Origin of the sequence: Rhizobium sp. BK661, from assembly GCF_024808825.1 — a bacterium.
GTDB lineage: Bacteria > Pseudomonadota > Alphaproteobacteria > Rhizobiales > Rhizobiaceae > Rhizobium.
Window position 1 is genome coordinate 39,183 of record NZ_JANTYT010000028.1, and the last position, 23,357, is coordinate 62,539.

Here is a 23,357-nt window from a genome sequence, read left to right on the forward strand (position 1 = left end):
TCAGCGATAGATAGCCGGCACGGGAAATTCGCCTGTCAGCAGCCAGGTGCCGACGGTGCGTTTCTTGTACTCGGCGGGATTGTGGAGTGTGTGGGTCCTGACATTGCGCCAGAAGCGGTCGAAGCCATTGGCATTGGTCGCCGAGCGGGCGCCCATGACCTCGAAGACCTCGCTGGAGACGGCAAGCCCGACCTCGCCGGCATAGACGTTCGCCGTCGCGATATCGATCGCGGCCGCGCCACGGCCCGCGGCGGTCAGCGAAGGCCCTGCGGCGTACGCAGCATCGAGGCTGCGCGCGGCCTTGTCGGCCAGCTCCGTTGCCGCAAGAGTGCGGATATAGAGGTCGCCGTATTGGCGCTTGATCCAGGGGTCGTCGGTGTGCCGCTCGACGCCGGAATAGACCCATGGCCGCGAACTCGTCGTCGTATAGCTGCGGCCCTCCTCCAGTATGCCCTGTGCGCTGCCGACGAAGACGTTGAGCAGGACGCTTTGCTGAAGGAGCGATGTGAGCGAGGAATAGGGTGTCAACGGCACCTCGGGCGAGCTGATCAGCTCGTCGTCTTGAACCTCAATATCCACGAAGCGGACCGTGCCGCTGCCGGTCTGCCGCTGGCCGATGCCGTCCCAGTCGTTCACAATGACAATGCCGTCGCGGTCGGCGGGAACGGCGGCGGTCAGTCGGGCGCCATCGCCATTCTCCCAGGAAACCTGGATGTAATCGGCGACATGCGTGCCCGAGGAGAACGGGCGACTGCCGTTGATGATCCAGCCGGTCGCCGTCCGTTCGCCGCTCGATGTTTTCGATAACGCGTTTCCGGAATTGCTCCAGATCCAGTTGCCGGCCGCCGAGCCAGTCAGCCATTTCTCTTTCTGCGCGGCCGAGCCGCGAAACAGGATGAGGTTGAGCGGCAGGTGGTGATAGCCGAAGAGATGGGCGAGCGATCCGTCGGTTTTCGCAAACTCCCTGACGATGCGCAGGATCGTTGGCCATGAGGCGCCCTGGCCGCCGTACTTCCTGGCGATCTGCGCCGAAGGCAGGCCGCTTTCTTTCAGGAGCCTGATCTGGTCGACTGGCCTGCCGCCCTGTTTGTCTCTCTCGACGGCATCGAGATGAAACGCCTGGCGCAGTTCGCTCGCCTTTGCCAGAAGCGTGTCGTCAGCATCTGTTTCGAACGGCATTTTGCCTCCCGGAAATGACGGTAGGACGGGCGTGTGCCCGCCTATTTCCCGTCAACGGTTGGCTGGCCGGCCGTTCAAGTCCAGAAATATCTGTTTGATTTCACGGAAAGAAATTCTTTTACCGGTGCGCTCGATTTCTGCGTTTCGTCGCGGTGCTCATCGGCGAAAACACCATCCTGTCAAATCGCGGAAATTGAGCAGCTTTTCCTCTGTGTTACGCCGACGTCGAACAATCGTCCGGAGGCAATTATTCTTTCCCGGACGAGAAGAAACTTTCACTTCGGCTTTCGAGGCGCAGCACTAAAGCTTCCCCTCAGCGGACCACAATCCAACCCGAGAGGAGCTCTTCGCGTGTCCATCAACCGTCGCAGTTTCAACCAGCTGATGTTGCTTGCAAGCGCTAGCACCTTGCTCCCGTCGATCTCATTTGGACAAGGCGCTGCACCGGCGACGGGCGGCACCTTGAACTGGCTCTACCGGGTGGATCCCGGCAATGCTCTCTTTGCCATCAACACATCGTCGGGCACCGGCCAGGCGATCGGCCCGAAGATCGTTGAGGGCCTGCTCACCTTCGACCTCGACGTCAAGCCGCAGCCGCTGCTGGCGACGGAGTGGTCTGTTTCCGACGACAATCTTCGCTACACGTTCAAGCTGCGTAAGGGCGTGAAGTGGCACGACGGCAAGGACTTCACCTCCGATGACGTCGCCTTCTCGATCTTCCGGCTGAAGGAGGCGCATCCGCGCGGTCGCATCACCTATCAGAACGTGGTGGCGGTGGAGACGCCGGATCCGCTGACCGCGGTTATCGTGTTGTCGAAGCCGGCTCCGTTCCTGCTCTCGGCGCAGTCGAGCTCGGAGTCGCCGATCGTGCCGAAGCACATCTTCGAGAAGCTGGCGCCTGGTGACGGGCAGACGCTGCAAACAGCGATAGGGACAGGTCCCTTCAAGCTGACGGAATGGGTTGCGGGCAGCCACCTGATCTTCGAACGCAATCCGGACTATTGGGACGCGGGCAAGCCCTATCTCGACCGCATCATCCTACGCGTCGTCACCGATCCGGCCGCCCGGTCCGCGGCCCTGGAGACCGGTGAAGCCGACATCGGCGACAATCCGGTGCCGCTTGCCGATCTCGAGCGGCTGAAGCAGGTCCCCAATCTCATCGTCGACACGACCACCTACGCCTATTCCGGCCCGCAGCAGCAATTGTTCTTCAACTACGACAATCGGCTGTTTGCCAAGCGCGAGGTCCGGCTTGCCATCGCCCAGGCGATCAACCTGCAGGAGATCGTCGACGTCGCGCTCTATGGTTATGCGCAGGTGTCGCCCAGCCCTGTCAGCACGGCCTTGCCGCAGTGGTACGATAAGAGCGTCGTGGCCCATCCCTACGATACGGCCGCAGCCGAAAAGCTGCTCGATGAAGCGGGCTATCCGCGCAAGGCGGATGGCAAGCGCTTTGATCTCAGGTTGACCTATAATTCCTACCTGCCGCAAGGCTACGCCGATGTGCTGAAAAACCAGCTGGAAAAGATCGGCGTTGGAATCGAGATCAAGAAATACGACCTGCCGACCTTCCTGAAGACCGTCTACACCGACCGGGCTTTCGACTTGGTAGTGGAGTCGCTCTCCAACACCTTCGATCCGTCGCTCGGCATTCAGCGCGCCTACTGGAGCAAGAATTTCAAGATCGGCCTGCCGTTCTCGAATGCAAGCCACTACGCGAACGCCAAGGCGGATGCGCTGCTCGAGGCGGCCGCCATCGAGCCTGATGAGAAGAAGCGCTGGGAGGTCTGGAGCAAGTTCCAGCATCTGATCCATGACGAGGTGGCGTCCGTCGACCTCGTCGCCGCCGGCGCCCAGATCGTCGCCAACAGGAGGGTGAAGAACTACGTGACGGGATCGCAGGGGCTGAACTGGAGCTTCGGCGACCTGTGGCTCGATCCGAACGCTTGATATCAGGAGCAGAAAACATGACGGGATATTCGATAGACAAGGCCAGATTGACTGATTGGCTGGGCGATGGGCTGGAACTGGCGGTGCTTGATATCCGGCCAACCGAAGAGGTCGGCTACGCATCGCCGCTGTTTGCGACAAACCTGCCTGCCGAACGCCTGGACGCCGAACTCGACCGCTTCGTGCCGCGTCGTGTGGTCCGCACGGTTCTGGTCGATGGTGGCGATGGCACGGCCGAAGCGGCTGTCGCCCGATTGCGGCAAACCGGCTGGACGAACATCCATGTTCTGGAAGGCGGCATTCCCGCCTGGGTGGAGGAAGGCGAGGACAAGCTTCCGACCTTCGATATTCCGGGCGTTGCCTTCGTCACGAAGGTTCGCGACGAGAGAGGGACGCCCGTGGTCTCTGCCGTCGAGCTGAAGGCATTGCGCGATCAGGGTCAGGACGTCATCGTCCTCGATACACGCACGCTCGGCGAATATGAAAAGGCGCATGTGCCGGGCGCCGTCGGCGTGCCCGGGGCCGAACTACTGCTGCATTTCAAGGACCTCGTCCCCTCGACGGAGACGAAGGTCGTGGTTTCCTGCGCCGGCCTGCCGCGCGCTATTCTCGGGGCCCAGACCCTTATTGATGCCGGCGTCGAAAATGCCGTTGCCTATCTCGATGACGGGACGCGCGGCTGGACCGACGCGGGCCTCGATCTGGAGACAGGGCGTACCGCAACCTACCACGAGGCGACAGAAACAGCGCGCCGGTTTGCAAGCGAGTATGGAAAGAGCCTTTCAGCGAAGGACGGTCTGACGTTCGTCGATCGGAAGACGGTCGAGACGTGGAAGGCCGATCCGGTGCGCACAACCTACCTCCTGGACGTTCGCACGCCGGACGAGTTTGCGCGCTCGAATCTTCCGGGCTCGATCTCCTCGGAGGGCGGGCAGCTGCTCGGCGTATCCTATCGGACGATTGCCGTTCGTGGCGCCCGCGTCGTCCTGGTCGACGATCTCCTGGGTTCGCGCGCCCGCATCGTCGCCCACTGGCTCGCCCGCCGCGGTTTCGAGATCGCAATCCTGCTTCACGATTTCGGGGCAGAGGAGCGGGCAGCCGCTTAAGGCAGGCCGAGCCTTGGCTGAAATGAGAACCGGGCCTAATCGCCGCCGTTAGCCGGCGGTATTGGGCCTGTAACAGGAAAAAACGCCATGACAGATATCAACGGGGCCTGGGGCGCACCGCCGAGCGAGCGCTTCGAGCGCCTGGCGGCGAGTCTCAGGCCCGTTTTCGCCCGTATCGGCGAGCGTGCGATCGACCGCGACCTCGCTCATGAATTACCCTTTGATGCCTATGAGTGGCTGAAAACCGCGGGCTTTTCGCGATTGCGTTTGCCGGCCGTCCATGGGGGCTTTGGCCTAACCTTGCCCGAACTCTTCGGCCTCATCATCGAGCTTGCGGCGGCCGACCCAAACCTCACCAACGCCTACCGCAGTCACTTTGGTTTCACCGAGGATCTTCTGAATGCAGCTGACAGTGCCTGGCGCGACAGTTGGCTGAAAAGGCTCGGGCAGGGCGAGACGGTTGGAAGCGGGTTCTCGGAGCTTGGCGATACGCCGCTCGGCAGTTATTCGACCCGTCTGGTCCGCAATGGCGCAAGCTGGCGGCTCGATGGCGAAAAGTTCTATACCACTGGCTCGCTTTATGCGGACTGAATCACGCTCGGCGCGATCGATGGGGACGGGCAGCCGATCGGTGCGCTGGTGCCGACCTCGGCACCAGGCGTGGAGATTATCGACGACTGGGATGGCTTCGGCCAGTCGCTGACAGCCAGCGGCACGGCGCGCTTTAGGGATGTCGAGATCGCCGACGAGCTGATCAAGCCAAGCGCGGTCCGGTTCAGCTATTCCGGCGGGTTCTTCCAACTGGTCCATCTGGCGTCGCTTGCGGGCATCGGCCGCGCCGCTGCGAACGACCTGGCGCGGCATGTAGCGGCAAGAAGACGGGTCTATAGCCGGGGCAATGCGTCCCGATCGGCCGAGGACCCGCAGATCCAGCAGGTGGTGGGGAAGGTCAGGGGTGCGGCCTACAGCGCCGGGGCAATCGTGCTTCAGGCGGCAGGCGCCCTGCAGCGCGCCTACGAGGCCAATCAGAATGGCGATCAGGACCAGATCGCGGTGGCTGGTCGCAACGCAGAACTTGAGGTCAGCCAGTCCGTCACCGTCGTCACCTCGCTGATTCTCGACGCCAGCACGGTGCTGTTCGACGCCTTGGGAGCGTCCGCTGCCAAGCGCTGCCATGGTCTTGACCGCCATTGGCGCAATGCGCGCACGATCGCGTCCCACAATCCGCGCATCTACCACGATCGCATCGTCGGCGATTTCGCCGTCAACGGCACCATCCCGGGTCCGCAGGCAGGCGTGGGTGTCGCAAGGCAAGACCAGACGGAGCGGGCAGGCGCATGAGCATTCAACAACGTCGCATGAACCTCAACGTCGGACTGAATTCCACCGGCTATCTCGCCAATGCATGGAAATACCGCAGCGGTGCCTGGCACGATATCAATGATCCGGCCTACTATCGGCGCCTGGCAGAGATTGCCCACAAGGGGCGCTTCGATGCCGTGTTCTTTTCCGACCACCCGGCGCTGATGACAGAACCGCTGGGGCGACCCTTTCATACGATCGACCCGCTGATCCTGTGCACGGCGCTGGCAGCGCAGGTGCCCGATATCGGGTTTGTCGTGACGGTCTCGTCCACCTATAATTCACCCTATAATTTCGCACGGCGCGCCCAGTCACTTGATATCGTTTCGGGAGGGCGGCTGATCGTCAATATTGTCTCGTCGTTCAATCCCAATGTCGCCGCCAACTTCGGCAGTGCAGCGCTTCCACCGCGCAACGAGCGCTATGCACGCGCTGTCGAATTTCTCGATGTGGCAAAGAAGCTGTGGGCGAGCTGGGATCCAAGGCGTGAGAGCGAGGTTGGATCCGATCGCTTCTGGGACAGCACGAGTGCCGTTCCGATCGATCATGAGGACGCCTTTTTCCAGGTGCGTGGTCCGCTCAACGTCCCGCGTGGTCCCCAAGGCCATCCGGTCATCGCCCAGGCAGGTGCGTCCGATGGCGGCATCGATCTTGCGGCACGGCACGGCGAGATCATCTACTGCAACATCCTGTCGAAACCCGCGGGCAGGGCGTTCGGCGACAAGGTGCGCAACAGGGCCGTTTCGCTCGGCAGGGATCCAGCCGGCATTCGCATCGTCCCCGGCCTCGTGGTTATCTTGGGGGAAAGCCTTAAGGAAGCCTTGCGCAAGCATGAACTCTACAGTGGGACGGGATCGGAAGATGGGCTGCTCGAACGTTTCGTGCGCGAGCATGGATTGGACCGCGACCGTTTCGACCCGGACGCCGTCCTTGACTATGAACGCTTCTTGCCTGATCAAAACAGGCAACAGGCCGTTGGGATGGGACTTGGGCTTGCCGACCTGCTACAGCATGAAAGACTGACTGCGCGTCAGGCCGTGCGCCGTTCCGAGGGACATCACCGGCTCCTCATCGGCACGGCGGAACAGGTGGCCGAGGAAATGATCGACCTGTGGGAGGACGGCACGGTGGACGGCTACACGCTGCAACCGCCGAGGGCGCCCGATGATATCATCGAGTTTGTGGACACGGTCATCCCGATCCTTCAGGACCGAAACGTCTATCCCCGTCAGTACGAGGGACGAACGATACGCGACCGGTATGGGCTCTCCTATCCGACATGACGTTTGCATGGCGTGCTTTCGCCAGGGGGAAGCCGTCGACGGATCATAAACCCGCCGCTTACCCGAACGCTTTTCCTGCTGCGCACTTGCGCTCAATTGCAGACCGATGCCATGGGCGAGGCGCAGGCGACAATCGAGCGGTCGATTTCGCGCCTTGCCGAAAGCTTCGCTTTCGAGTCTCTCGGATAAAATTCTCAGGATGGCTGGCGCGCCATCGATGTCGGTCCCGTCGACGCTTCCCAAGTTTCAAACACAATTCCATCAGCCGAGCAGCAATGCAGACAGCGATGATGGAGAGATCGCTAGGTCCGGGAAGCCGAGTGGATATCCGCTCGGAACCGGTGACTACATCAGCTGAATGTTGATAGCCTTTGGTCCCTTGCCACGGCGATCCGGCTCTGTGTCGAACGAGACCTTCTGGCCTTCCTGCAGCGACTGGATGCCGGAGGCTTGGAGAGCCGAAATGTGAATAAAGATATCGCTGCCTCCCGTACTGGGTGAGATGAAGCCGAAACCCTTGTCTGCGTTGAAAAACTTTACGGTACCAGTGGCCATTTTGTTCTCCCAGGAGCACTGTTCGGCCACTAACATGCCGTCCAGATTCGATGTCTGCAACTGGAAATATCCTCGCCTCTATTCAATGTGGTGAATGGACGAGCAATTCGGCCGTTCTGGTGACGACGGTGCTGTGTAACGCTCACAACGAAAGCCGACCAACGCGTCACGCTAGGAACCACAGATCAAAACCAACGGCTCCTGAATTTGGTGCGGGCTGCGGGTGTCCTTTCTGGCGAGATGACCCTCGCTGGTGCAAAGATATAGAGGTGACTTGAACCTTGAGCCGAACAGCATTGTACGGCTTCGCACGGACTGTGCGTAGAAGGTGAGGGAATTCATCGGGCTGTCGTCCCGGCAGGCCATTTCACAGGATGGCCATACGCTTGATCAGCAATACATTGAACCGCATGGTCGGAAAGGGCGCCTGATGAGCCTTTCGCCGGGTTGAATGTCAATACTCATTGCGCGGGAGCCATCTGCCGGCTGCTGCGCACGACGAGTGCAAATACGCCAAGACCCAGCAAGGTGAGGCAAAATCCTGCCCACACCGCAGACAGCAAGCCCAGGCCAGTGCCGATGGCCAGCCCTCCCGCCCAAGCGCCAATGGCGTTTGCGACATTGAGAGCGGCCAGGTTCATTGCACCCATCAAGCTCGGGGCTTCCGGCGCAAGTCGCGTGAGGCGGACCTGGATCGTGGGTATTGCTGTCATCATGGTCGCCCCAACGCAGAAAAGCCCGACGAAAAGCATGGGGGCGTTGGAGCCGAAGCTGGCAACGATCGCGAGTACGATTACGGCACTCCCAAAGCCGACCACGATGCCGCGCGCCGGGTGCAGATCAGCAATTCTGCCGCCAAGGAGGTTCCCCGCCGTCATGCCGATGCCAAACAAGGCGAGGGCGACCGGGATCCATCCCGGAGCCATGGAGACGACATCGGTGACGAAAGGGCCTATGAAGGTGTAAACGGCAAAGATGCTCGATACGCCAAGCGCGGCCACCAGCATCATCAGCCAGACGGACGGTTTGCCGAGAGACCCCAGTTCCTGGATGATCGAACCGCCATTCAACGCACTCGACCTGGGCAGCCATAGCCACAACGCCGCGGCCGACGACACACCGAGAGCAGCGACGGCAAAGTAGGTGTTCCGCCATCCGAGGTTCTGGCCGAGGTATGTGGCGAGTGGTGACCCGACGATCGTCGCTATAGTCAGCCCGGTCATCACGAGGGCGAATGCCTTCCCTCCATGTCCAGGCCCGACGATATAGGATGCAACGACCGCACCTGCCCCAAAGTAGGCTCCTTGAGGCACGCCGCTGACAAAGCGGGCCACCGCAAGTGTGCCGAGGCCTGTCGCCAAGGCTGAAAGGATGTTTCCGACAACAAAGAGGGTCATGAGCAACAGGAGCAGTGTTCTACGGTTCAGACGAGCAGCGGCCAGCGTGACGAGTGGCGCACCGATGACAACCCCAAATGCGTATGCCGTTATCGCGTTCGTTGCGGCTGGCAGATCGACCTGCAGGCTCGCTGAAAACAGCTGCAGGATTCCCATACTCGCGAATTCGGATGTGCCGATACAGAAACTTCCGAGCGCAAGCGCGAAGAGAGTGAGACCGGCTTTCTGCCGTTGCTGCGCATCGGTGCAGTGGACATTGACAGCGCCACATTGGGCTTCAAAGGCTTTGTTCAGCATTTTTATGCCTCCATGTTTGAAGGTGAGCACCTTGATACGGCTAGGCACCCGGGATGCACTTCGCATTGGGTTCGGAACTGAATTTCCTCGATTCTAGAAAGCTGGATGCAGGCCGACAGTTAAGTTTTGAAAAACGTCGAGAAATCACACTTGCCCATTTGAACAGATTCTTGCTGATGCACTGCCAAAAAGGAGAGGGTTCAGCGAGCCAAGTAGGGCGCTCTGAAACCGTGCGTTTTCTGCTCTACTGGGCGAGATAACCACCGTCGATATTCAATTCGACGCCGGTGACGTAGCTTGCCTCCTCGGAAGCCAGGTACAGGCAGCCATAGGCGATCTCGATCGGTTTGCCGCCGCGTTTCATTGGGGTCATGGCGATGACAGCATCGTTGAGTTCTGGCGCTTGCCTGTCCGTCAGGGGGGTATGTATGAAGCCCGGATGCACGGAGTTGACCCTGATGCCGTCGGACACGTACGTCATTGCAGCGTTTTTGGACATGGTGCGGACAGCGCCTTTGGCTGCATGGTAGGAATGCGCACCGGCAATTGCGGAACTGCCCCATATCGAAGAGATGTTGACGATCGAACCCGTCTGCTGCTTGCGCATGACATGAACGGCTTCACGCATGCCGAGGAAGACCCCAGTCTGATCCACGGCGATCATCGTCAGCCATTGCTTCATCTCCAACTTGTCGAGGGGTTCGTAGGCGATAATGCCGGCGTTATTTACCAGCACGTCCAGGCGACCATGCTGCCGGACGATCGCCCCAACGACTGTTGCCCACTGCTCCTCGCTGGTCACATCTAGCGTCATTGCTTCGATGCGTTCCGGGTATGGTTGCTCGGGTGGCTTGATGTCGGCGGCGACGACGATGGCACCCTCGTTGTTGAACAGTTCCGCCACGGCGAAGCCGATACCTCCGGCGGCTCCCGTGACCAATGCAACCTTGCCTTTGAGCCTCATGCTGCAGCTCCTTCGTGGTTTGTCGGTGTCGCGGGCAAAGGCGCCAGCGGTGCGGGCGTGTCAATTCGCGATGGCTTTCGTTCGCCAAGGCATGTTTTGTCGAAGGCGTTAGTCGCTAGCCGGTGCCAGGATCTGCATTCGCATCACCTTTACGCCACCGTCGGCGAGTTCGGGCAGCTTGGTAAACCACTCCTTCACATAGGGCATTGCGTTATGGGCCTCGAAGTCGGCTTGGTTGGCGAATATCTCGTAGAAGATGAAGTGTCCGGGGGTCTCGCGACTCTCCTGCAAGAAATAGACGAGGTTGGCAGGATCGCTGCGGACTAGGTCGATGAGAGGGAGCGTGATGGCTCGCAGTTCGGCCTCCTTGCCTGGCTTGGCGCGGACCTCGGCAACAACCGAATAGGCCCCGTTTGCTATTTTGGCATAGCCTTGTCCCGGACCTTCCTCGGCGAGCGCGTTGGTTGGGAGAACGGCCCCCGCAAGCAGGCCTGCGAGGAGAATGGCCGCAGTCTGTAACTGCAATGCTGTAATCATGTCATTTCTCCTTATCCCTGCCGACCGCAGATGCCCGGTGACCAGATCCGGGGCCGGCTTGCAAAATAATTCTGACGTCTGTTGCGATTACTTCGCGGCAAGTTGCAGATGCGCCGCCAACGCATCGGCGAACCGCTGTTTCACAGGGCCGAGCGCCTTCACAAACTCCAGCTGCTCCCCCTCGGGTCCTTTGCAATAGATCAGTTCCCAACCGTCTGATGGCGCAACGGTGACCTTGTTGGTATTCGCGCTCAAGGGAGCTGCCTTTCGTTCCTCTTCAGTCGAAACGCGAATGATGCGGTTGGCTCGCACCTGCGTCATGCCACGTCGTGCGGACTCCGCCTCGAGATCGGCGATGAACCGGTTGAAGTCGACATCGTCTCCGACATGGAAGCAGATGTGCATCATCCGCGGGAAGGCCGGGCTCATGTGCTCCACCGGCTCGGCAAAAGCCTTGGGACCGCCCATCGGTCGGTCGGCATCGCGATATTGCAACAGCTCGATCACAACGTTGTCGAACTGAATGAACCGCACGTCCAGGCGTTGGCTGCCGCCTCTGAGGTCGGGTACGCCAATCGTCCGCGGATTGACGCCGAGTTGATTGGCGAGGATTTCCTGGTCGGCCAGCAGTGTGTTCTGAACGGCGTCACCTTGAAAATCGCCGTGGCGGAAAACTTCGGTTCCTCCAAGCACTTCCGTGTAGAACTCGTAGGCGCGCTCCATGTCCTGTACTGTGAGGCCGAAGTGTTGCACACCCTGGAGGCGTGCACCCAACGAACCTGCAGCACGGGTGGCTGCCGGCGTTTCCTGTGCGAAAGCAGTGGCGTTGCCGACGAGGGCGGCGGCAATTCCGCCGAGAGCAACACCTCCCGCGGCGCAAAGAACGGCCCGGCGATCCGGGTCGTCTGGTTGGAAAGAAGCCTTTTGTTTGTGCGACATTATTGCCTCCTCTGGTTCGCTTGGTGAACAAAAAAATTCTAACGCGGATGCGCTTGCGAGGCTGGTCAAGATCGGGGAAATTTGGTGAATCGAGCAGCAATCCGGTCAGTGTGATATCGACAGTCGGGTATCTTCCTGAGAGCGGACTGCGGCCTGCGAGAGCGGCGCTAACAAGGGCTCACATGGTTATGGACAGGACAGCGGGGCGAACCAGACGGATTGCAATCGTGTTGGGTTCAGGCCTGGGGATGTATTTCAGCATTGGGATTGTGCTGATCTATGGCTTTAGCGTCTTCATTGTACCAATCACCGCGGATACCCGGTGGGACCGGACAGTGGTGGCCGCGGTGGTCGCACCGATAGCCATCGTAAACGGCCTCATGTCGCCGGTGGTGGGGGCTCTGACAGATCGGTTCGGACCGCGCCGGGTGCTTGTCGTGTCATCGGTGTCGATGGCGACCGGCCTTGTTGGTGTGGGGATTGCGTCACACGACCTGACGACGTTCATCATGGCCGTCGTCGTGGCGAGCCTCATGGGCGCCGCGCAGACCGGCGTACCATATACCTATGTGATCGTCGGATGGTTTTCCTCCCGACGCGGTCTCGCATTGGGTACCATGCTTGCCTTCGTCGGACTTGGAATTGCGACGGTTCCTCCCTTCCTCGCATTCCTGATTTCCGCGTGGGGCTGGCGTTTTGCCTTCATGGCTGCCGGTCTGGCGTCAATGGCGGCTACATTGCCCGTTGCGCTTTTCGTCATTCGCGATCCACCTGCAAGTCATGGTGCCGTGGGTAGGGGCGACGAGGGCTACACCGTTCGCCAGGCGGTGGAGACAGCCAGCTTCTGGCTGATGCTCGGCGCCTTCTTTCTCAATTACTTCGCCGCAGCGGCCGGATCCATTTCGCTCCCTGTCGTATTGTCGGACCGCGGCGCGGATCCGGCGCGTGCGGCTTTTGTCATGAGCCTTGTTGGCCTCGCCTTTATCGGGATGCGCCTCGGCTTCGGGGCATTGCTCGACAGGATGCCCCCGGTGCCATTGACCAGCCTGGCCTTTCTGGCGCCCGTTGTCGGTCACATCATTTTGTTGAGCTCAGACGGCTTGGTTCCAGTCTATGTCAGCGCCGTCTTTTTCGGCCTTGCCACCGGCGCGGAGGGTGACGCGATCGGTTACCTTCTGGCAAAGCGTTTCGGAATGCGCAGCTTCGGCAAGCTATTCGGCATCAATTACATGGCTTTGACGTTTGGCGCCGGCCTCGGTCCAGCCTCGCTACACATCGTGGCGGCCGAAGGCGCCCACTACCTGGAGGCTTTCACCGTCTTTGCCTGCATTGCGACGATCGCTCCTGTGTTGCTGATCCTGGATGGTCGTACACAATCGCTTACGGCTCGAGACCGGGGTGCGTACGCTTAGCACGCCTGGCAACGGAGGCTGCGGCAACGCGTCTCTTGCCGGCCGCGCCCATGTCATTGAGAAGCTTGCGTGCTCTGACAAGATCACGGGTATAGAACCCGTTGTTGAAACGCCCGTAAACCGGCGGCAGAATTGCGGCAGCCTTGACGCCTTGATCCGTCCGCAGCCAATGCTCGGCCAGAGAAGTTGCCGCGCGTAGCTCCCATGAGAGTGCGCCCTGCCGGCGCGCCAGATCGAGTGCCTGCGTATAAAGCGCCTCGGGTTCCGCCGTTCGGCGGGCGCTTTCCTTGCTCAACAGATCCGCTTTTACGCGCAACAACTCAGGCATGCACCAGATTTCGCCGGCCGATGCGGATAGGGCGATTGCTTCCTCGATTGCCACTCTCCCCGCATCAACGTCTCCATGGTTCCCCAGATCGGCTGCATAAACGCCGATGTAGAATGGGCATCGCATGCGGAAATCCACAGCAAGAAGCTCATCAATCGCCCCTCTCAACATAACAAGTCCGGACGCATCACCGCTCTGGAGGAGCCAATCCGCGCGCAGGCAGCGGCTCATGGCGCACCAAACCGTCATCGCGTGTTCCGCGACATGAGCTTCGATTCCGACAAGCAGGCGCTCGGCGGAAGCAAGGTCTCCCGTCAGCAGCGCGATTGGGCAGGTCGTGTGGACGACAGCATTGCAGAGCGCGAGGGCGTGTTGCGCGGCCCGCGCCTCTTCCAATTGACGCTGTGCCATGGCAACCGCCTTGTCGGGATGCCCTTGTAGCCAGGTGACGTTTGCGAGGGTGCCCCGCGCCGCAGACCGTGGGTCCAACTGAAACCGCGCAATGTCCGAGCGGGCCACGGGAGGAATGTATCTCACTATCATGCGTTCGAGGTGATGTTGCGCCTCGGCAAGTTCGCCGAGGTAGCGCAGCGCAGTTCCCGTCTGCCGGTCGACATTGTTGCGCGCATCCAGGTCGTCGTGATCGATTGCCAGCTTTCTGATCTTTTCCGCGATAACCAAGGCCGAGTGATGGTCGCCCGTCCAGGTGAAATAGTCGCACAGGCCCCAAAGACATCTGAGCGTGTAGTCGGTGTCGTGCAGTGCCTCGGCGCAGGCGAGTGCTGCGGTCCAGGCTGCCTTGACCTCCGGAAGGGGACCACGTGTATGTAGTAATGCCGTGGCATAAGCAAATTGCAGCTTCATTTCGTCGCCAGCACTGCGGAAATTGGCAAAGCGATCGCCGAGAACGATTTCCACCCCCGCGCGGCACTCCTCCACGAGTGATAGATGCTCCCAGAAAGGAAGAGCCGCTACGGTGAGCGCTACACCGATGCCAATGTTGCAGTCCTCGGAGAACGCCCAGCCCAAAGCACCGCGGATATCGTCCATCTTTCGCCCGTATTCGGCAAGCCACTGGGCTGTCGGCCGAATTTTCCATTCGGCCTCGGCGCGTTGGGCGAGGTCGAGAAGATGCTCGGCGTGGCGTTGGCGCAGGCTGCCACTTTCGCCGCTTTCGCCAAGTTTCTGCAGCGCATATCTGCGTGTTGTATCGAGCAATCTGTACTGCGTCCCGAACGCTCCTCTCTCTGTCGATACAAGCGACTTCGCAACGAGGTTCGCAACAGCGTGAATGCATTCGGAACGAGCACGACCCTTGTCGACCGCAACAGCGCATGCGGATTCGAGACTGAAGGCGCCGGCAAAGACGGAGAGGCGTTGCAGCAAGACGCGCTCAGGCTCGACGAGCAAGCTGTAACTCCACTCCAGTGTAGCAGCCAGGGTGTGGTGGCGGGGATCACGGCCGCGTCTGTCGCTCAACACATGCGATTGATCGGAAAGAATTTCGAGAAGCTCGCGTGTGCTGAACGCCTCCAGTCGAGGTGCGGCGAGTTCGATCGCGAGTGCCAGTCCGTCGAGCCTGCGGCAGATCTCGGCCACGACTGGCGCGTTCTCGTCACTAAGCTCGAACTCGCTGGTACTGCCTGCTGCACGTTCGACGAAGAGCTCTACCGCTGGGAACGTTAACGCCCTGGCCGCGGAAAGCTTGGACCCGTCCGGCGGGGTTTCGAGCGGCGGCAGGCGATAGATCTGTTCCCCGAGAACCCGTATCGGTTCGCGGCTTGTCGCAAGAATTCGCACTCTTGCTGAAGAGGCCAGCAACGGGTCAACGCAAGCGGCCACCGCTTCGACAACATGCTCGCAATTGTCGAGGACAAGCACGAATTCCCGGTCGGCCGTAAACGCGGTGATCGCAGCTTTGATATTCGCAGAGTGGATCCTCAATCCCAGCGCCGTGGCGATCGACGTCGGTACAAGAGCTGCATCGTTCACAGTCGCCAGATCAACGAACCAGACGCCATGCTCATAGGCTCCGGTCAGTCGATCAGCGATTGCGAGCGCCAACCTCGTCTTCCCGACGCCACCCGGGCCCACGATCGTCAGGAGGCGCGATGCTTCAACGGCACATAGGATCGCATCAACAGCATTGTCTCTTCCCACCAAACGGGTCACTGAAACGGGCAGGTTATGTGCGCCGCTACCCTGAGACTTCGCCGTGGCGGAAGCGTCGGTCTCCCCGGAGATGCGCACTGGAAACACAAAGCGATAGCCCCGGCCGCTTACTGTCGCTATGTACTGTGAGCCGTCGGGAGCACTGCCAAGCACCCGGCGGAGTGCTGCAACATTCACCTTGAGATTGCTTTCCTCGACGAAGGTATCAGGCCAGGCACGCGACACAAGCTCAGCCTTGCCCACCAGTTCGCCGGGGCGCTCGAGCAAGGCCACCAAAATTTCCAGTGCACGGCTACCGATACGAACGGTCGTCTGATCCCGCGTCAGCGACTGCCGCTCCGGTATGAGCACATATGGACCAAAGGCACAGGAACGCACGCCGAAGCTCCGAACGATCGTTTCGCGAAACCGCTCGCGCGTCCGGACAATAGCCGCTATCGCAAGGTAAATACACTCGCAGATAGGAGATTGGCTTTTCCGCCTCGATATTCGGGGGCGAAGCCCGCGTCGGCCGTTAGCAGTGCGGAGCCGGTCAGTCTGATTACCTGAACCCGCAACCAATCAGAACTTCGACAGGCAGCCGATCGCATAGTCGTAAACGAAAAGGCTCGCCGGAAATCGTTTCGCGGCGAGCTTCGGATCGAACTCCGGAGCGGTCGAGCGCGCGCGTAGGATAGAGGTAAAGTGACAGCTCATGGAATGCGCGGCGGCGGAGCCTCGGATACATACGATGCGGGACGACCAGCCTCTGCCCATCATTGTCCCCGCAAGGTCGCATTGAGCAGGCCCAGGCACATCGAGCAATGTAACTTGCCCGATGAAAGGTCAGACTACCATTGTGGAGATCGCCGGCTGCTGAGCTAGGAGGTCTGCCAGAACCCGGAGGGCGCGTGTAAGTTCCTCCAGGTTCACCGGAGCGCCAAGCGCAAGTCGTATGGCTTCGGGCGCAGACGCGATTGCAAAAGCGTCGCTGGTGACGATACCGATACCTATCGAACGCAATCTGGAAACCAGTTCACCTCGCGTCCACGGTTCAGGAACCTTCAGCCACACGTGGAAGCCCCCTGGAGAGGTTTCAACATCGAACGGAAGGATCGCCTTGACGGCGTCCAGGCGCTTTCCCGTCTCCTTGACTATTTCGCCTCTGACAACATCCGCTACTCCCGTCTCTATCCACTGAGACGCTAGAGCACTCGTGAGGGGCGACACAATTGACGCTGACGCCCGGATCGCGTTGGCCACGCGATGTGTACAACCCTCCGGTACGGCGACATATGCGACCCGAAGGGCGGGCGACAGGCATTTGGATAAGCTGGCCACATGATAGACCGCTTCGGGCAGCAGCGCCGCAAGTGGCGGTGGCGGGGCCGGAACAAGGCCGCTATACGCGTCGTCCTCGATAATTGGCACGCCATATGTCCGCGCAACATTGACGAGATCGCGCCTCCGCTGAACGGACAATGTCCGTGTCGTCGGATTGTGAAGCGTTGGCATACAATAGAACGCTTTCGGCTTCGCCTCCCTGCATGCCTGCGCAAAAGCGTCCGGAACAAGCCCCTGATCGTCCATTGCAACCGGAGCCAATTTGAGCCGGAGATGGGATGCGATCGAGCGGAACCCGGGGTAGGTGAGTTCTTCCGCGCAGACGACATCGCCGGGCTCCGTTAGCACGCTGAGGATCGCGTGAAGCGCGCCTTGCGCGCCTGACGCAACTACCACTCGATCAGCCGATATCCCCGGAAGCCGTCTTGAAAGCCAAGACGCGGCGACGATACGATCCTCCATGATGCCGCCGGGTTCCTGGTACCGTAGCAGGAGGTCCAAGCCCTGTTCCTGAAGCTCTTTTGCGCCATCCCACATTCTCTGTTCCAGGACGGGATCGAGAAACCTCGGCGGCAGGTTCATGCTCATGTCGACGACGCCAGAGGGCTGCTGTGGTGGTCGCGCGCCACGTTTCGATCGCACGTATGTCCCTTGACCCACCTTGCCTTCAATCAGGCCACGGCTGCGGGCCTCCGAGTAGGCTCGGCTAACTGTGGTGAAGTCGATGCCAAGGTCGTCAGCGAGTTTGCGCTGCGTTGGAAGTCGCACCCCTTCGGCCAATCGTCCGCTTGCGATGTCCTCGGCCAAAGCATCCGCAATCGACAAATAGATTGGCCCCTCACGGGTGCCGAGCTGAGGTGTCCAGAATGTCGCAGTCATCGACTTTCCACAGATCTGCATTCAATTCAAGCATTATATGTACAATATATGGATATCAAACCAAGCCGGTTGTCAAGGAAATTGGAGCCTGGAATGAGCAGCAACCATAAATTCGAAGCCATCAGAGCAGACATGAAGCTGGATGGCCGCTATCGCACGTTCATTGAGCGACACTGAGAATTCCCCGAGGCACCTTGGCATAGTCCTCAAGGCGCACGTCGCATTACGGTGTGGTGCAGCAACGACTACCTGGGCCTGGCCGGAGCAGACTCTGCGACAATTTGTAAAATGGAGAACTTGATTGGATAATTGTATGTATCAATGTATTCAATCAATCTTGGAAAGATAACGCAATGACTACTGAATGGCCTCCATTGCCGCCCATGCAAACGGGGCTGCGTGGGTTATGCCCGCAATGTGGACAAGGGCACCTTTTCGACGGCTTTCTGACTGTTAAGCCCAAATGCGAAGTTTGTGGCCTCGACTACTCCTTCGCCGATCCGGCAGATGGCCCGGCGTTTTTCGTAATCTGCTTCACATGCGTACCGGCAGTGGCGGTGGCGTGCTGGATAGAGGTCGCCTATTCCCCTTCGATGTGGGTGCATCTCTTCACGTCCCTCCCACTGGTGCTTCTGGCTTGTCTTTTGCCTCTCCGGCCGCTGAAGGGCTGGCTCATCAACAGTCAGTTCTTCTTCAAGGCGGAAGAGGGAAAGATCGACCGCGACTACGTCCGACCAAAGTCGTGAGGTAGTGGTCCTCACGAGTAGATAGTGTCAACTAATACCCTCGGAATGTTCAAAATGGATTGGTTCATTACCGTCTTCCTCCCGTTCAAGCTTCTCGTGTTAGGCACGGGCATGTACTTCGCCATCAAGTGGCATTACGATCAAGGGAAGAATGGAGAGAGAGGCGCGGTGCTACGCACGGGCGGCAAGATGGCCGCAGTCTTCGTGCTATCGCTCCTATGCGTGGGGCTCTTCACCTTCGTTCTTAGCAGGATGGTCGGTTTGGACTTGAGCTTCCCGTGATGGCATAATTGGTGAGCCCAGTCCCCGCAGGTGCTCTGGAAGGGCCGACTGACGGCGTCTTTCGAGGGGGGCTTTTGCAGCTCTTTGGTTCCGAACATATGTCCTAGAGAGCCTCAGTCAGAGAAAAATGCGTGCATCTGAACGTTGTTCTTTGCTTCGGCATTGGGACGATTGTTCAGACACGCGTTGAGCAATCATACGATAGATATCACGAAGCATTTCGCCCAACCCGCCCGGAAAGTACGAGTAGTCGGTACGCGAGCTGGTCGGTGACGTGCACCTTCGATGGCCCGGTTCGTCTTGTGTTTGATGCATGGACCAAGCCTGAGTTGTTCAAGCTGCTGTGGTGGGCGCCGAAGTCGTGCGGCGTCCCCCTGTTTTCCTGCGAAATGGTTGTTCGCATCGGAGGCAGCTATCGCATCGCGTTTGGAGATGATCCCTCGAACGCCATGGCCTTCTTCGGCAAGTATCTCGAAGTCTCGTCGCCCTCGCGGCTCGTGTGGACCAATGACGAGAGCGATGAAGGAGCCGTCACGACCGTGACCTTCGAGAAGGATAACGACAGAACGTTGCTGGTGAGCTCCATCCCTCGAAGGAAGCGCTCGACCAGGCGTTCGTTGGCATGGAGGATACGATGCCTGAACAATTCGCGCAGTTGGATGAGCTTTTCATCTCGCGTGGCGCAAGCGCCTGAGAGCGCGGTTCAAAACAGGCCAAAACGGGCGACAGGGACGGCTTTCACAAATCCGCGATCTGAGGCAGCTTGATTTTCGCATCCGCGGGCGGAACTCACGCCCGACTTGAGGGGCATTGCATCGCCAAGATCGTTTCGGGCGCGGTTTTGCGTGCCACAATCAGTGGCGAAGTGCGTCCGATTTCGTCCTCAGGCGATACCCAAAAAGACCGCCAGCGATCTTGTGACTGCCAGAACAGATTCGTCTTCCAGGCGCCCGATTGTCGAGCCGATCCGATCACGCTTCACGGACATTGTCTTGTCGACCATGACTTGCGAAACCTTTCGCAAGCCGTTGAGTGCGGTTGCCTGGATCGTTGGTCGAATGAGAGGCGCGTCAGCAAGAGTACCGGAAATCAGTAGCACGGTTACCGTGCCAGTCGCGTCGAACTGATCTGCCTGGATGATAAGTGCAGGACGAGGTTTTCCGAAGTCGCCGGGGATTGCAACGGTTACAATGTCGCCACGCCTCACGATTCACCTTCGGAGCTTGAGTCGGAAAGTGCGGCATCAAGGAAATCTTGCAACTCCTGGTCGCCGGCATCGGAAAGAGCTGTCTGAACCGACTGGCGATGGCATTCGGCGGCGAAACCGGGGCGACGGGTATCTGGAACCCATATTTGTACCGGACGCAGCCCTGCTTCCATGAGGGCCCGGCGGCGCTTTTGGACTCTTTCATTGACCGGGGTTGCCACGACCATCTCCCTGCGGTTTGTTACATGTAACAATGTAAGGTCAGAGATTCGTCAAGTCAATGCGGTTCACGGATTGGCTTCCCTGCGCAACGATCTCACCTGTGCCCACCACTTCGTAACAGAGCGGCACCTGCCAGAGCTTGCAGACGTGGTGGCGATTACGTGTCCACTCCACCAGCCGTAAACATCGGACCGCCCCTATGGGCGGGAAAACCGTATCCGTTGATCATCACGAGATCGATGTCGCTTGCGCGTGTCGCGATACCCTCCGATAGAAGAGCGCGGCCCTCGTCGGCCATCGCCTTCAGAACCCTTGTCACAATCTCGTTCCCGGTGAACGAACGAGGCTTGATCCCCTTCCGCCTCCGCTCTGCCACGACAAGGGCGGTCACGTCCGGATCGACTGTCCGCCTTGCCTCGGGATAGGCATACCAGCCGCGGCCGCTCTTCTGTCCGAAGCGCCCCGCCTCGCAAAGGCGGTCGGCAATCTCGACGTAACGAGCATTCGGATCGCGCGTCGACGCCTGACGCTTGCGGCGCGCCCAGGCGATCTCCAGCCCAGCCATATCGCAGACGGCAAAGAGACCCATCGGAAACCCGAAGGCTTCCATCGCCTGGTCTACCTCGTGCGGCAGGGCGCCCTCTTCAACCATGAATTCAGCCTCGCGCCGGTAGGCAGAAAAGACCCGGTTACCGACAAAGCCTTCCGTCACGCCGCAGACGATCGGCAGCTTGCCGAGGCGCTTGGCGAAGGCCAACGCCGTCGCAAGGACCTCGGTCTCGGTACGGGCGCAATTCACGACTTCGACCAGTCGCATGATGTTTGCGGGGGAGAAGAAATGCAGGCCGACGACACGCTCGGGATGGCGCGTCGCAGCGGCAATGGTGTCAGGATCGAGATAGCTCGTGTTCGTGGCAAGGATCGCATCGGCCCTGACGACCTCGTCGAGGCGGCGGAACAGCCCGGCCTTGATGTCGAAGTCGTCAAACACGGCTTCGATGACAAGATCAGCATCCCGAAGCGCACTAAGGTCCGAAGCGACCGTGAGCCGGCCGAGCCGCTCGTCCCGGCCTGCGGGATCGAGACGACCGGACTGTACGGCCTTGTCGAGAATCCCCGCTATGCGTCCGTACCCCTTCGTGGCGCCTTCCTCGCTCTGCTCGACGCCTATGACCTGGAAGCCCGCGTTCAGCGCCGAGACGGCGATGCCGGAGCCCATCAGTCCGGTGCCGACCACGCCGACGCATCGTGTGTTGCGCGGCGTCGTCTTTTCCAGTCCCTCGACTTTTCCGACTGCCCTCTCGGCAAAGAAGACGTAGCGCAGCGCCGCAGCCTCTTGAGATTCCCTGAGGCGAAGGAATGTCCTGCGTTCTTCCGCAAGGCCGTCGTTGAATGGAAGCGTCATGGCGGCCTTCACGAGACGCAAGGCCTCGGCCGGTGCTGCCTGGCCGCGCGCCCTGGCAAGAATTTTCGCGCCGACGGCGTCAATCTCGGCATCGCTGGCCGGCTTCACAGCAAGCGCGCCCGATCTGCGAAGCTCGCCGTCCGCCATGGAGGCAACAAGCACGCACGCTTCTGCAACCAGACCCTCTGCAGTGATGCGGTCGATCAAGCCGATGCCAAGCGCTTCGCCGGCCTTCAGGGCACGACCGGTTCCGATCATCTCGGCAGCCGCGGCAATGCCGACGAGCCGCGGCAGGCGTTGCGTGCCGCCGGCACCCGGGACAATGCCGAGCTTGACTTCGGGCAGGCCGAAGCTTGCCGCGGGCGCGGCAACGCGGCCATGGCAGGCAAGTGCCAGCTCGCATCCGCCCCCGAGTGCTGCGCCGTTGACCGCCGCTACTGCCGGCTTGGAAAACTGCTCGATGCGCAGATAGACATCAGGTAGAAAAGGCGCTTCGGGAGGTTTGTCGAATTCCTTGATGTCGGCACCGCCGACAAAGGTTTTGCCGGCCCCGGTAATGACGATGCCGCGCACGGCATCCAGCGCCGCGGCATGATCCAGTGCAGCACCAAGGCCGGCGCGGACGCTGAGGGATGTTGCGTTGACGGGCGGATTGTCGATGCTGACGACCAGCACGCGATCGGCGATCTTGCCGGAGACGGTTTCGGAAAAGCGCAGGTCGCCCATGATCCACCTATTCAGGAATGACGGCGGTTGCCTGAATTTCGATCTTGGCGCGATCTTCCACCAGGGCCACGACCTGCAACGCAGCCATGGCTGGGAAATGCCTGCCGATCGTTTCGCGATAGGCCTGACCGATACCCTTCAGATTGCCGAGGTACTCCGCCTTATCGGTGAAGTACCAGGTCATCGACGTGATATGTCGTGGTTCGGCGCCGCCCTCGGCGAGCACGGCCAGGACGTTCTTCAGGGTCTGGCGCACCTGTTCGACGAAGTCGTCGGTTTCAAACTCGCAGCGCTCGTTCCAGCCGATCTGCCCGCCGACGAAAACCATGCGGCCCGTTGCTGCCATTCCGTTGGCGTATCCGATTGGCTTCGCCCAGCCTTCAGGCTGCAGGATCGTGTGCATCAGTTGTCTCCAGATGATGTGTCAACGCGGCGCGGATGTCGGCCGGCCATGCGAGTGATTGGTGGGTGTCGAGCGACGTGGCAACGACGCGCTGTCGTGCGGTCCAAAGCACCTTACCGTTTGCCGATATCCTATGTTCCAGATCGAGCGAGGTACTGCCGATTTTGAAAACCGCAATTTCGAATTCGAGTTGATCGCCCTGGAAGCCGGGTCTTGAGAACGTCACATCCAGCCGCACGGTGGGAACGCCGATCCTGCGGTCCTCGATTAATGTTTTCCAGGGAAAACCGAGCGAGGCGAAGTAGTCCTCCAGAACACCGACGAGCAGGTTGAGGTAGGATGGGAAATAGGCAATCCCCGAGGGATCGCAGTCTCCGAAGCGCAGCGGTCTTGTCGTTCGAAACCCCACGGCTTGCCTCAATTCGCGAATGCGGCAATGCCGGTGACGGCGCGGCCGAGGATCAGCGCGTGGACGTCATGTGTCCCCTCATATGTGTTGACCACCTCGAGGTTGACGAGATGGCGGGCAATGCCGAACTCGTCGGAGATGCCGTTGCCGCCGAGCATGTCGCGGGCAAGCCTTGCGATGTCGAGCGCCTTGCCGCAGGAATTGCGCTTGACGATCGAGGTCAGTTCCACCGGCGGATGCCCGCCTTCCTTCATGCGGCCGAGTCGGATGCAGC

Annotated in this window: 20 protein-coding genes and 2 pseudogenes; 8 read left to right on the plus strand and 14 right to left on the minus strand. The window is 60.1% G+C overall.

Features of this window, described 5'->3' with window-relative positions; all coding sequences use genetic code 11:
- Complete coding sequence (locus FHX16_RS28995) at positions 1–1,179, minus strand: acyl-CoA dehydrogenase family protein (protein ID WP_259131731.1); 1,179 nt, start codon at positions 1,177–1,179, stop codon at positions 1–3.
- A gap of 351 nt (positions 1,180–1,530) precedes the next feature.
- On the opposite strand from FHX16_RS28995, the gene FHX16_RS29000 reads away from it, so the two are divergent.
- From FHX16_RS29000 to FHX16_RS29015, 4 genes and pseudogenes are all read left to right on the plus strand, one after another.
- A complete protein-coding gene (locus FHX16_RS29000; RefSeq protein WP_183758460.1) occupies positions 1,531–3,129 on the plus strand; it encodes an ABC transporter substrate-binding protein in 1,599 nt (532 codons plus the stop codon).
- A gap of 17 nt (positions 3,130–3,146) precedes the next feature.
- Complete coding sequence (locus FHX16_RS29005; RefSeq protein ID WP_259131734.1) at positions 3,147–4,235, plus strand: rhodanese-like domain-containing protein; 1,089 nt, start codon at positions 3,147–3,149, stop codon at positions 4,233–4,235.
- 87 nt (positions 4,236–4,322) lie between these two features.
- Positions 4,323–5,576 (plus strand): annotated as a pseudogene (locus FHX16_RS29010) (acyl-CoA dehydrogenase family protein).
- Positions 5,573–6,880 carry an NtaA/DmoA family FMN-dependent monooxygenase gene (locus tag FHX16_RS29015; protein ID WP_259131736.1) on the plus strand — a complete coding sequence of 436 codons (1,308 nt, stop codon included), beginning with the start codon at positions 5,573–5,575 and terminating at the stop codon, positions 6,878–6,880. The pseudogene FHX16_RS29010 and the gene FHX16_RS29015 overlap by 4 nt, the downstream one beginning before the upstream one ends.
- 345 nt (positions 6,881–7,225) lie before the next feature.
- Here FHX16_RS29015 and FHX16_RS29020 read toward each other — a convergent pair whose 3' ends face one another.
- The 5 genes from FHX16_RS29020 to FHX16_RS29040 form a co-directional block, all read right to left on the minus strand.
- Positions 7,226–7,435 (minus strand): cold-shock protein, encoded by a 210-nt coding sequence (locus FHX16_RS29020; RefSeq protein WP_028827775.1) that lies wholly within the window; start codon positions 7,433–7,435, stop codon positions 7,226–7,228.
- A gap of 461 nt (positions 7,436–7,896) precedes the next feature.
- Positions 7,897–9,129: an MFS transporter gene (locus FHX16_RS29025; protein ID WP_259131738.1), complete on the minus strand. Its 1,233-nt coding sequence runs from the start codon at positions 9,127–9,129 to the stop codon at positions 7,897–7,899.
- A gap of 244 nt (positions 9,130–9,373) precedes the next feature.
- Complete coding sequence (locus tag FHX16_RS29030; protein WP_259131739.1) at positions 9,374–10,093, minus strand: SDR family NAD(P)-dependent oxidoreductase; 720 nt, start codon at positions 10,091–10,093, stop codon at positions 9,374–9,376.
- A 108-nt stretch (positions 10,094–10,201) separates the two neighbouring features.
- The gene (locus tag FHX16_RS29035) at positions 10,202–10,630 is read right to left on the minus strand and encodes a putative quinol monooxygenase (RefSeq protein WP_259131741.1); all 429 of its coding nucleotides are present in this window, start codon (positions 10,628–10,630) and stop codon (positions 10,202–10,204) included.
- A gap of 87 nt (positions 10,631–10,717) precedes the next feature.
- Positions 10,718–11,569, minus strand: a complete 852-nt coding sequence (locus tag FHX16_RS29040; RefSeq protein ID WP_259131743.1) for a VOC family protein — start codon at positions 11,567–11,569, stop codon at positions 10,718–10,720.
- Between the two features lie 227 nt (positions 11,570–11,796).
- Here FHX16_RS29040 and FHX16_RS29045 point away from each other — a divergent pair, with 227 nt between their 5' ends.
- Entirely contained in the window at positions 11,797–12,981 is a 1,185-nt protein-coding gene (locus FHX16_RS29045) for an MFS transporter (RefSeq protein WP_259131745.1), read from the plus strand.
- On the opposite strand, the gene FHX16_RS29050 is transcribed toward FHX16_RS29045, so the two are convergent.
- On the minus strand, positions 12,950–15,859 hold the full coding sequence (locus tag FHX16_RS29050; protein WP_259131748.1) for a helix-turn-helix transcriptional regulator: 2,910 nt from the start codon (positions 15,857–15,859) through the stop codon (positions 12,950–12,952). The two genes, FHX16_RS29045 and FHX16_RS29050, sit on opposite strands and share 32 nt — an antisense overlap.
- 447 nt (positions 15,860–16,306) lie before the next feature.
- Positions 16,307–17,683, minus strand: a complete 1,377-nt coding sequence (locus tag FHX16_RS29055) for a PLP-dependent aminotransferase family protein (protein WP_259131750.1) — start codon at positions 17,681–17,683, stop codon at positions 16,307–16,309.
- Positions 17,684–18,036: 353 nt separating this feature from the next.
- Here FHX16_RS29055 and FHX16_RS29065 point away from each other — a divergent pair, with 353 nt between their 5' ends.
- From FHX16_RS29065 to FHX16_RS29075, 3 genes and pseudogenes are all read left to right on the plus strand, one after another.
- Positions 18,037–18,429, plus strand: coding sequence for a DUF983 domain-containing protein (locus FHX16_RS29065; protein ID WP_259131752.1), 393 nt, complete (start codon positions 18,037–18,039; stop codon positions 18,427–18,429).
- Between the two features lie 54 nt (positions 18,430–18,483).
- A complete protein-coding gene (locus FHX16_RS29070; RefSeq protein WP_028827783.1) occupies positions 18,484–18,711 on the plus strand; it encodes a hypothetical protein in 228 nt (75 codons plus the stop codon).
- Between the two features lie 269 nt (positions 18,712–18,980).
- Positions 18,981–19,405 (plus strand): annotated as a pseudogene (locus tag FHX16_RS29075) (SRPBCC domain-containing protein).
- Between the two features lie 189 nt (positions 19,406–19,594).
- On the opposite strand, the gene FHX16_RS29080 reads toward FHX16_RS29075, so the two are convergent.
- The 6 genes from FHX16_RS29080 to FHX16_RS29105 form a co-directional block, all read right to left on the minus strand.
- The gene (locus FHX16_RS29080; protein WP_259131757.1) at positions 19,595–19,918 is read right to left on the minus strand and encodes a type II toxin-antitoxin system PemK/MazF family toxin; all 324 of its coding nucleotides are present in this window, start codon (positions 19,916–19,918) and stop codon (positions 19,595–19,597) included.
- Positions 19,915–20,139, minus strand: coding sequence for an antitoxin MazE family protein (locus FHX16_RS29085; RefSeq protein WP_028827785.1), 225 nt, complete (start codon positions 20,137–20,139; stop codon positions 19,915–19,917). Before FHX16_RS29085 ends, FHX16_RS29080 begins: the two co-directional genes overlap by 4 nt.
- A 158-nt stretch (positions 20,140–20,297) precedes the next feature.
- Positions 20,298–22,271 (minus strand): 3-hydroxyacyl-CoA dehydrogenase NAD-binding domain-containing protein, encoded by a 1,974-nt coding sequence (locus FHX16_RS29090; RefSeq protein ID WP_259131760.1) that lies wholly within the window; start codon positions 22,269–22,271, stop codon positions 20,298–20,300.
- Between the two features lie 7 nt (positions 22,272–22,278).
- Positions 22,279–22,674, minus strand: coding sequence for a RidA family protein (locus tag FHX16_RS29095; RefSeq protein WP_028827787.1), 396 nt, complete (start codon positions 22,672–22,674; stop codon positions 22,279–22,281).
- Positions 22,652–23,083, minus strand: a complete 432-nt coding sequence (locus FHX16_RS29100; RefSeq protein ID WP_259131763.1) for a thioesterase family protein — start codon at positions 23,081–23,083, stop codon at positions 22,652–22,654. The genes FHX16_RS29095 and FHX16_RS29100 overlap by 23 nt, the downstream gene beginning before the upstream one ends.
- A gap of 8 nt (positions 23,084–23,091) precedes the next feature.
- The coding region (locus FHX16_RS29105; protein ID WP_259131765.1) for an acyl-CoA dehydrogenase family protein at positions 23,092–23,357 on the minus strand (266 nt) is incomplete at its 5' end.

Excerpts from the sequence above, each read along its gene's own strand:
- FHX16_RS29040 (WP_259131743.1), bottom strand. The coding sequence starts at position 11,569 with ATGTCGCACAAACAAAAGGCTTCTTTCCAACCAGACGACCCGGATCGC.
- FHX16_RS29020 (WP_028827775.1), bottom strand. The coding sequence starts at position 7,435 with ATGGCCACTGGTACCGTAAAGTTTTTCAACGCAGACAAGGGTTTCGGC.
- FHX16_RS29055 (WP_259131750.1), bottom strand. The coding sequence starts at position 17,683 with ATGACTGCGACATTCTGGACACCTCAGCTCGGCACCCGTGAGGGGCCA.
- FHX16_RS29090 (WP_259131760.1), bottom strand. The coding sequence starts at position 22,271 with ATGGGCGACCTGCGCTTTTCCGAAACCGTCTCCGGCAAGATCGCCGAT.
- FHX16_RS28995 (WP_259131731.1), bottom strand. The coding sequence starts at position 1,179 with ATGCCGTTCGAAACAGATGCTGACGACACGCTTCTGGCAAAGGCGAGC.
- FHX16_RS29005 (WP_259131734.1), top strand. The coding sequence starts at position 3,147 with ATGACGGGATATTCGATAGACAAGGCCAGATTGACTGATTGGCTGGGC.
- FHX16_RS29035 (WP_259131741.1), bottom strand. The coding sequence starts at position 10,630 with ATGATTACAGCATTGCAGTTACAGACTGCGGCCATTCTCCTCGCAGGC.
- FHX16_RS29025 (WP_259131738.1), bottom strand. The coding sequence starts at position 9,129 with ATGCTGAACAAAGCCTTTGAAGCCCAATGTGGCGCTGTCAATGTCCAC.
- FHX16_RS29015 (WP_259131736.1), top strand. The coding sequence starts at position 5,573 with ATGAGCATTCAACAACGTCGCATGAACCTCAACGTCGGACTGAATTCC.
- FHX16_RS29065 (WP_259131752.1), top strand. The coding sequence starts at position 18,037 with ATGACTACTGAATGGCCTCCATTGCCGCCCATGCAAACGGGGCTGCGT.
- FHX16_RS29030 (WP_259131739.1), bottom strand. The coding sequence starts at position 10,093 with ATGAGGCTCAAAGGCAAGGTTGCATTGGTCACGGGAGCCGCCGGAGGT.
- FHX16_RS29095 (WP_028827787.1), bottom strand. The coding sequence starts at position 22,674 with ATGCACACGATCCTGCAGCCTGAAGGCTGGGCGAAGCCAATCGGATAC.
- FHX16_RS29070 (WP_028827783.1), top strand. The coding sequence starts at position 18,484 with ATGGATTGGTTCATTACCGTCTTCCTCCCGTTCAAGCTTCTCGTGTTA.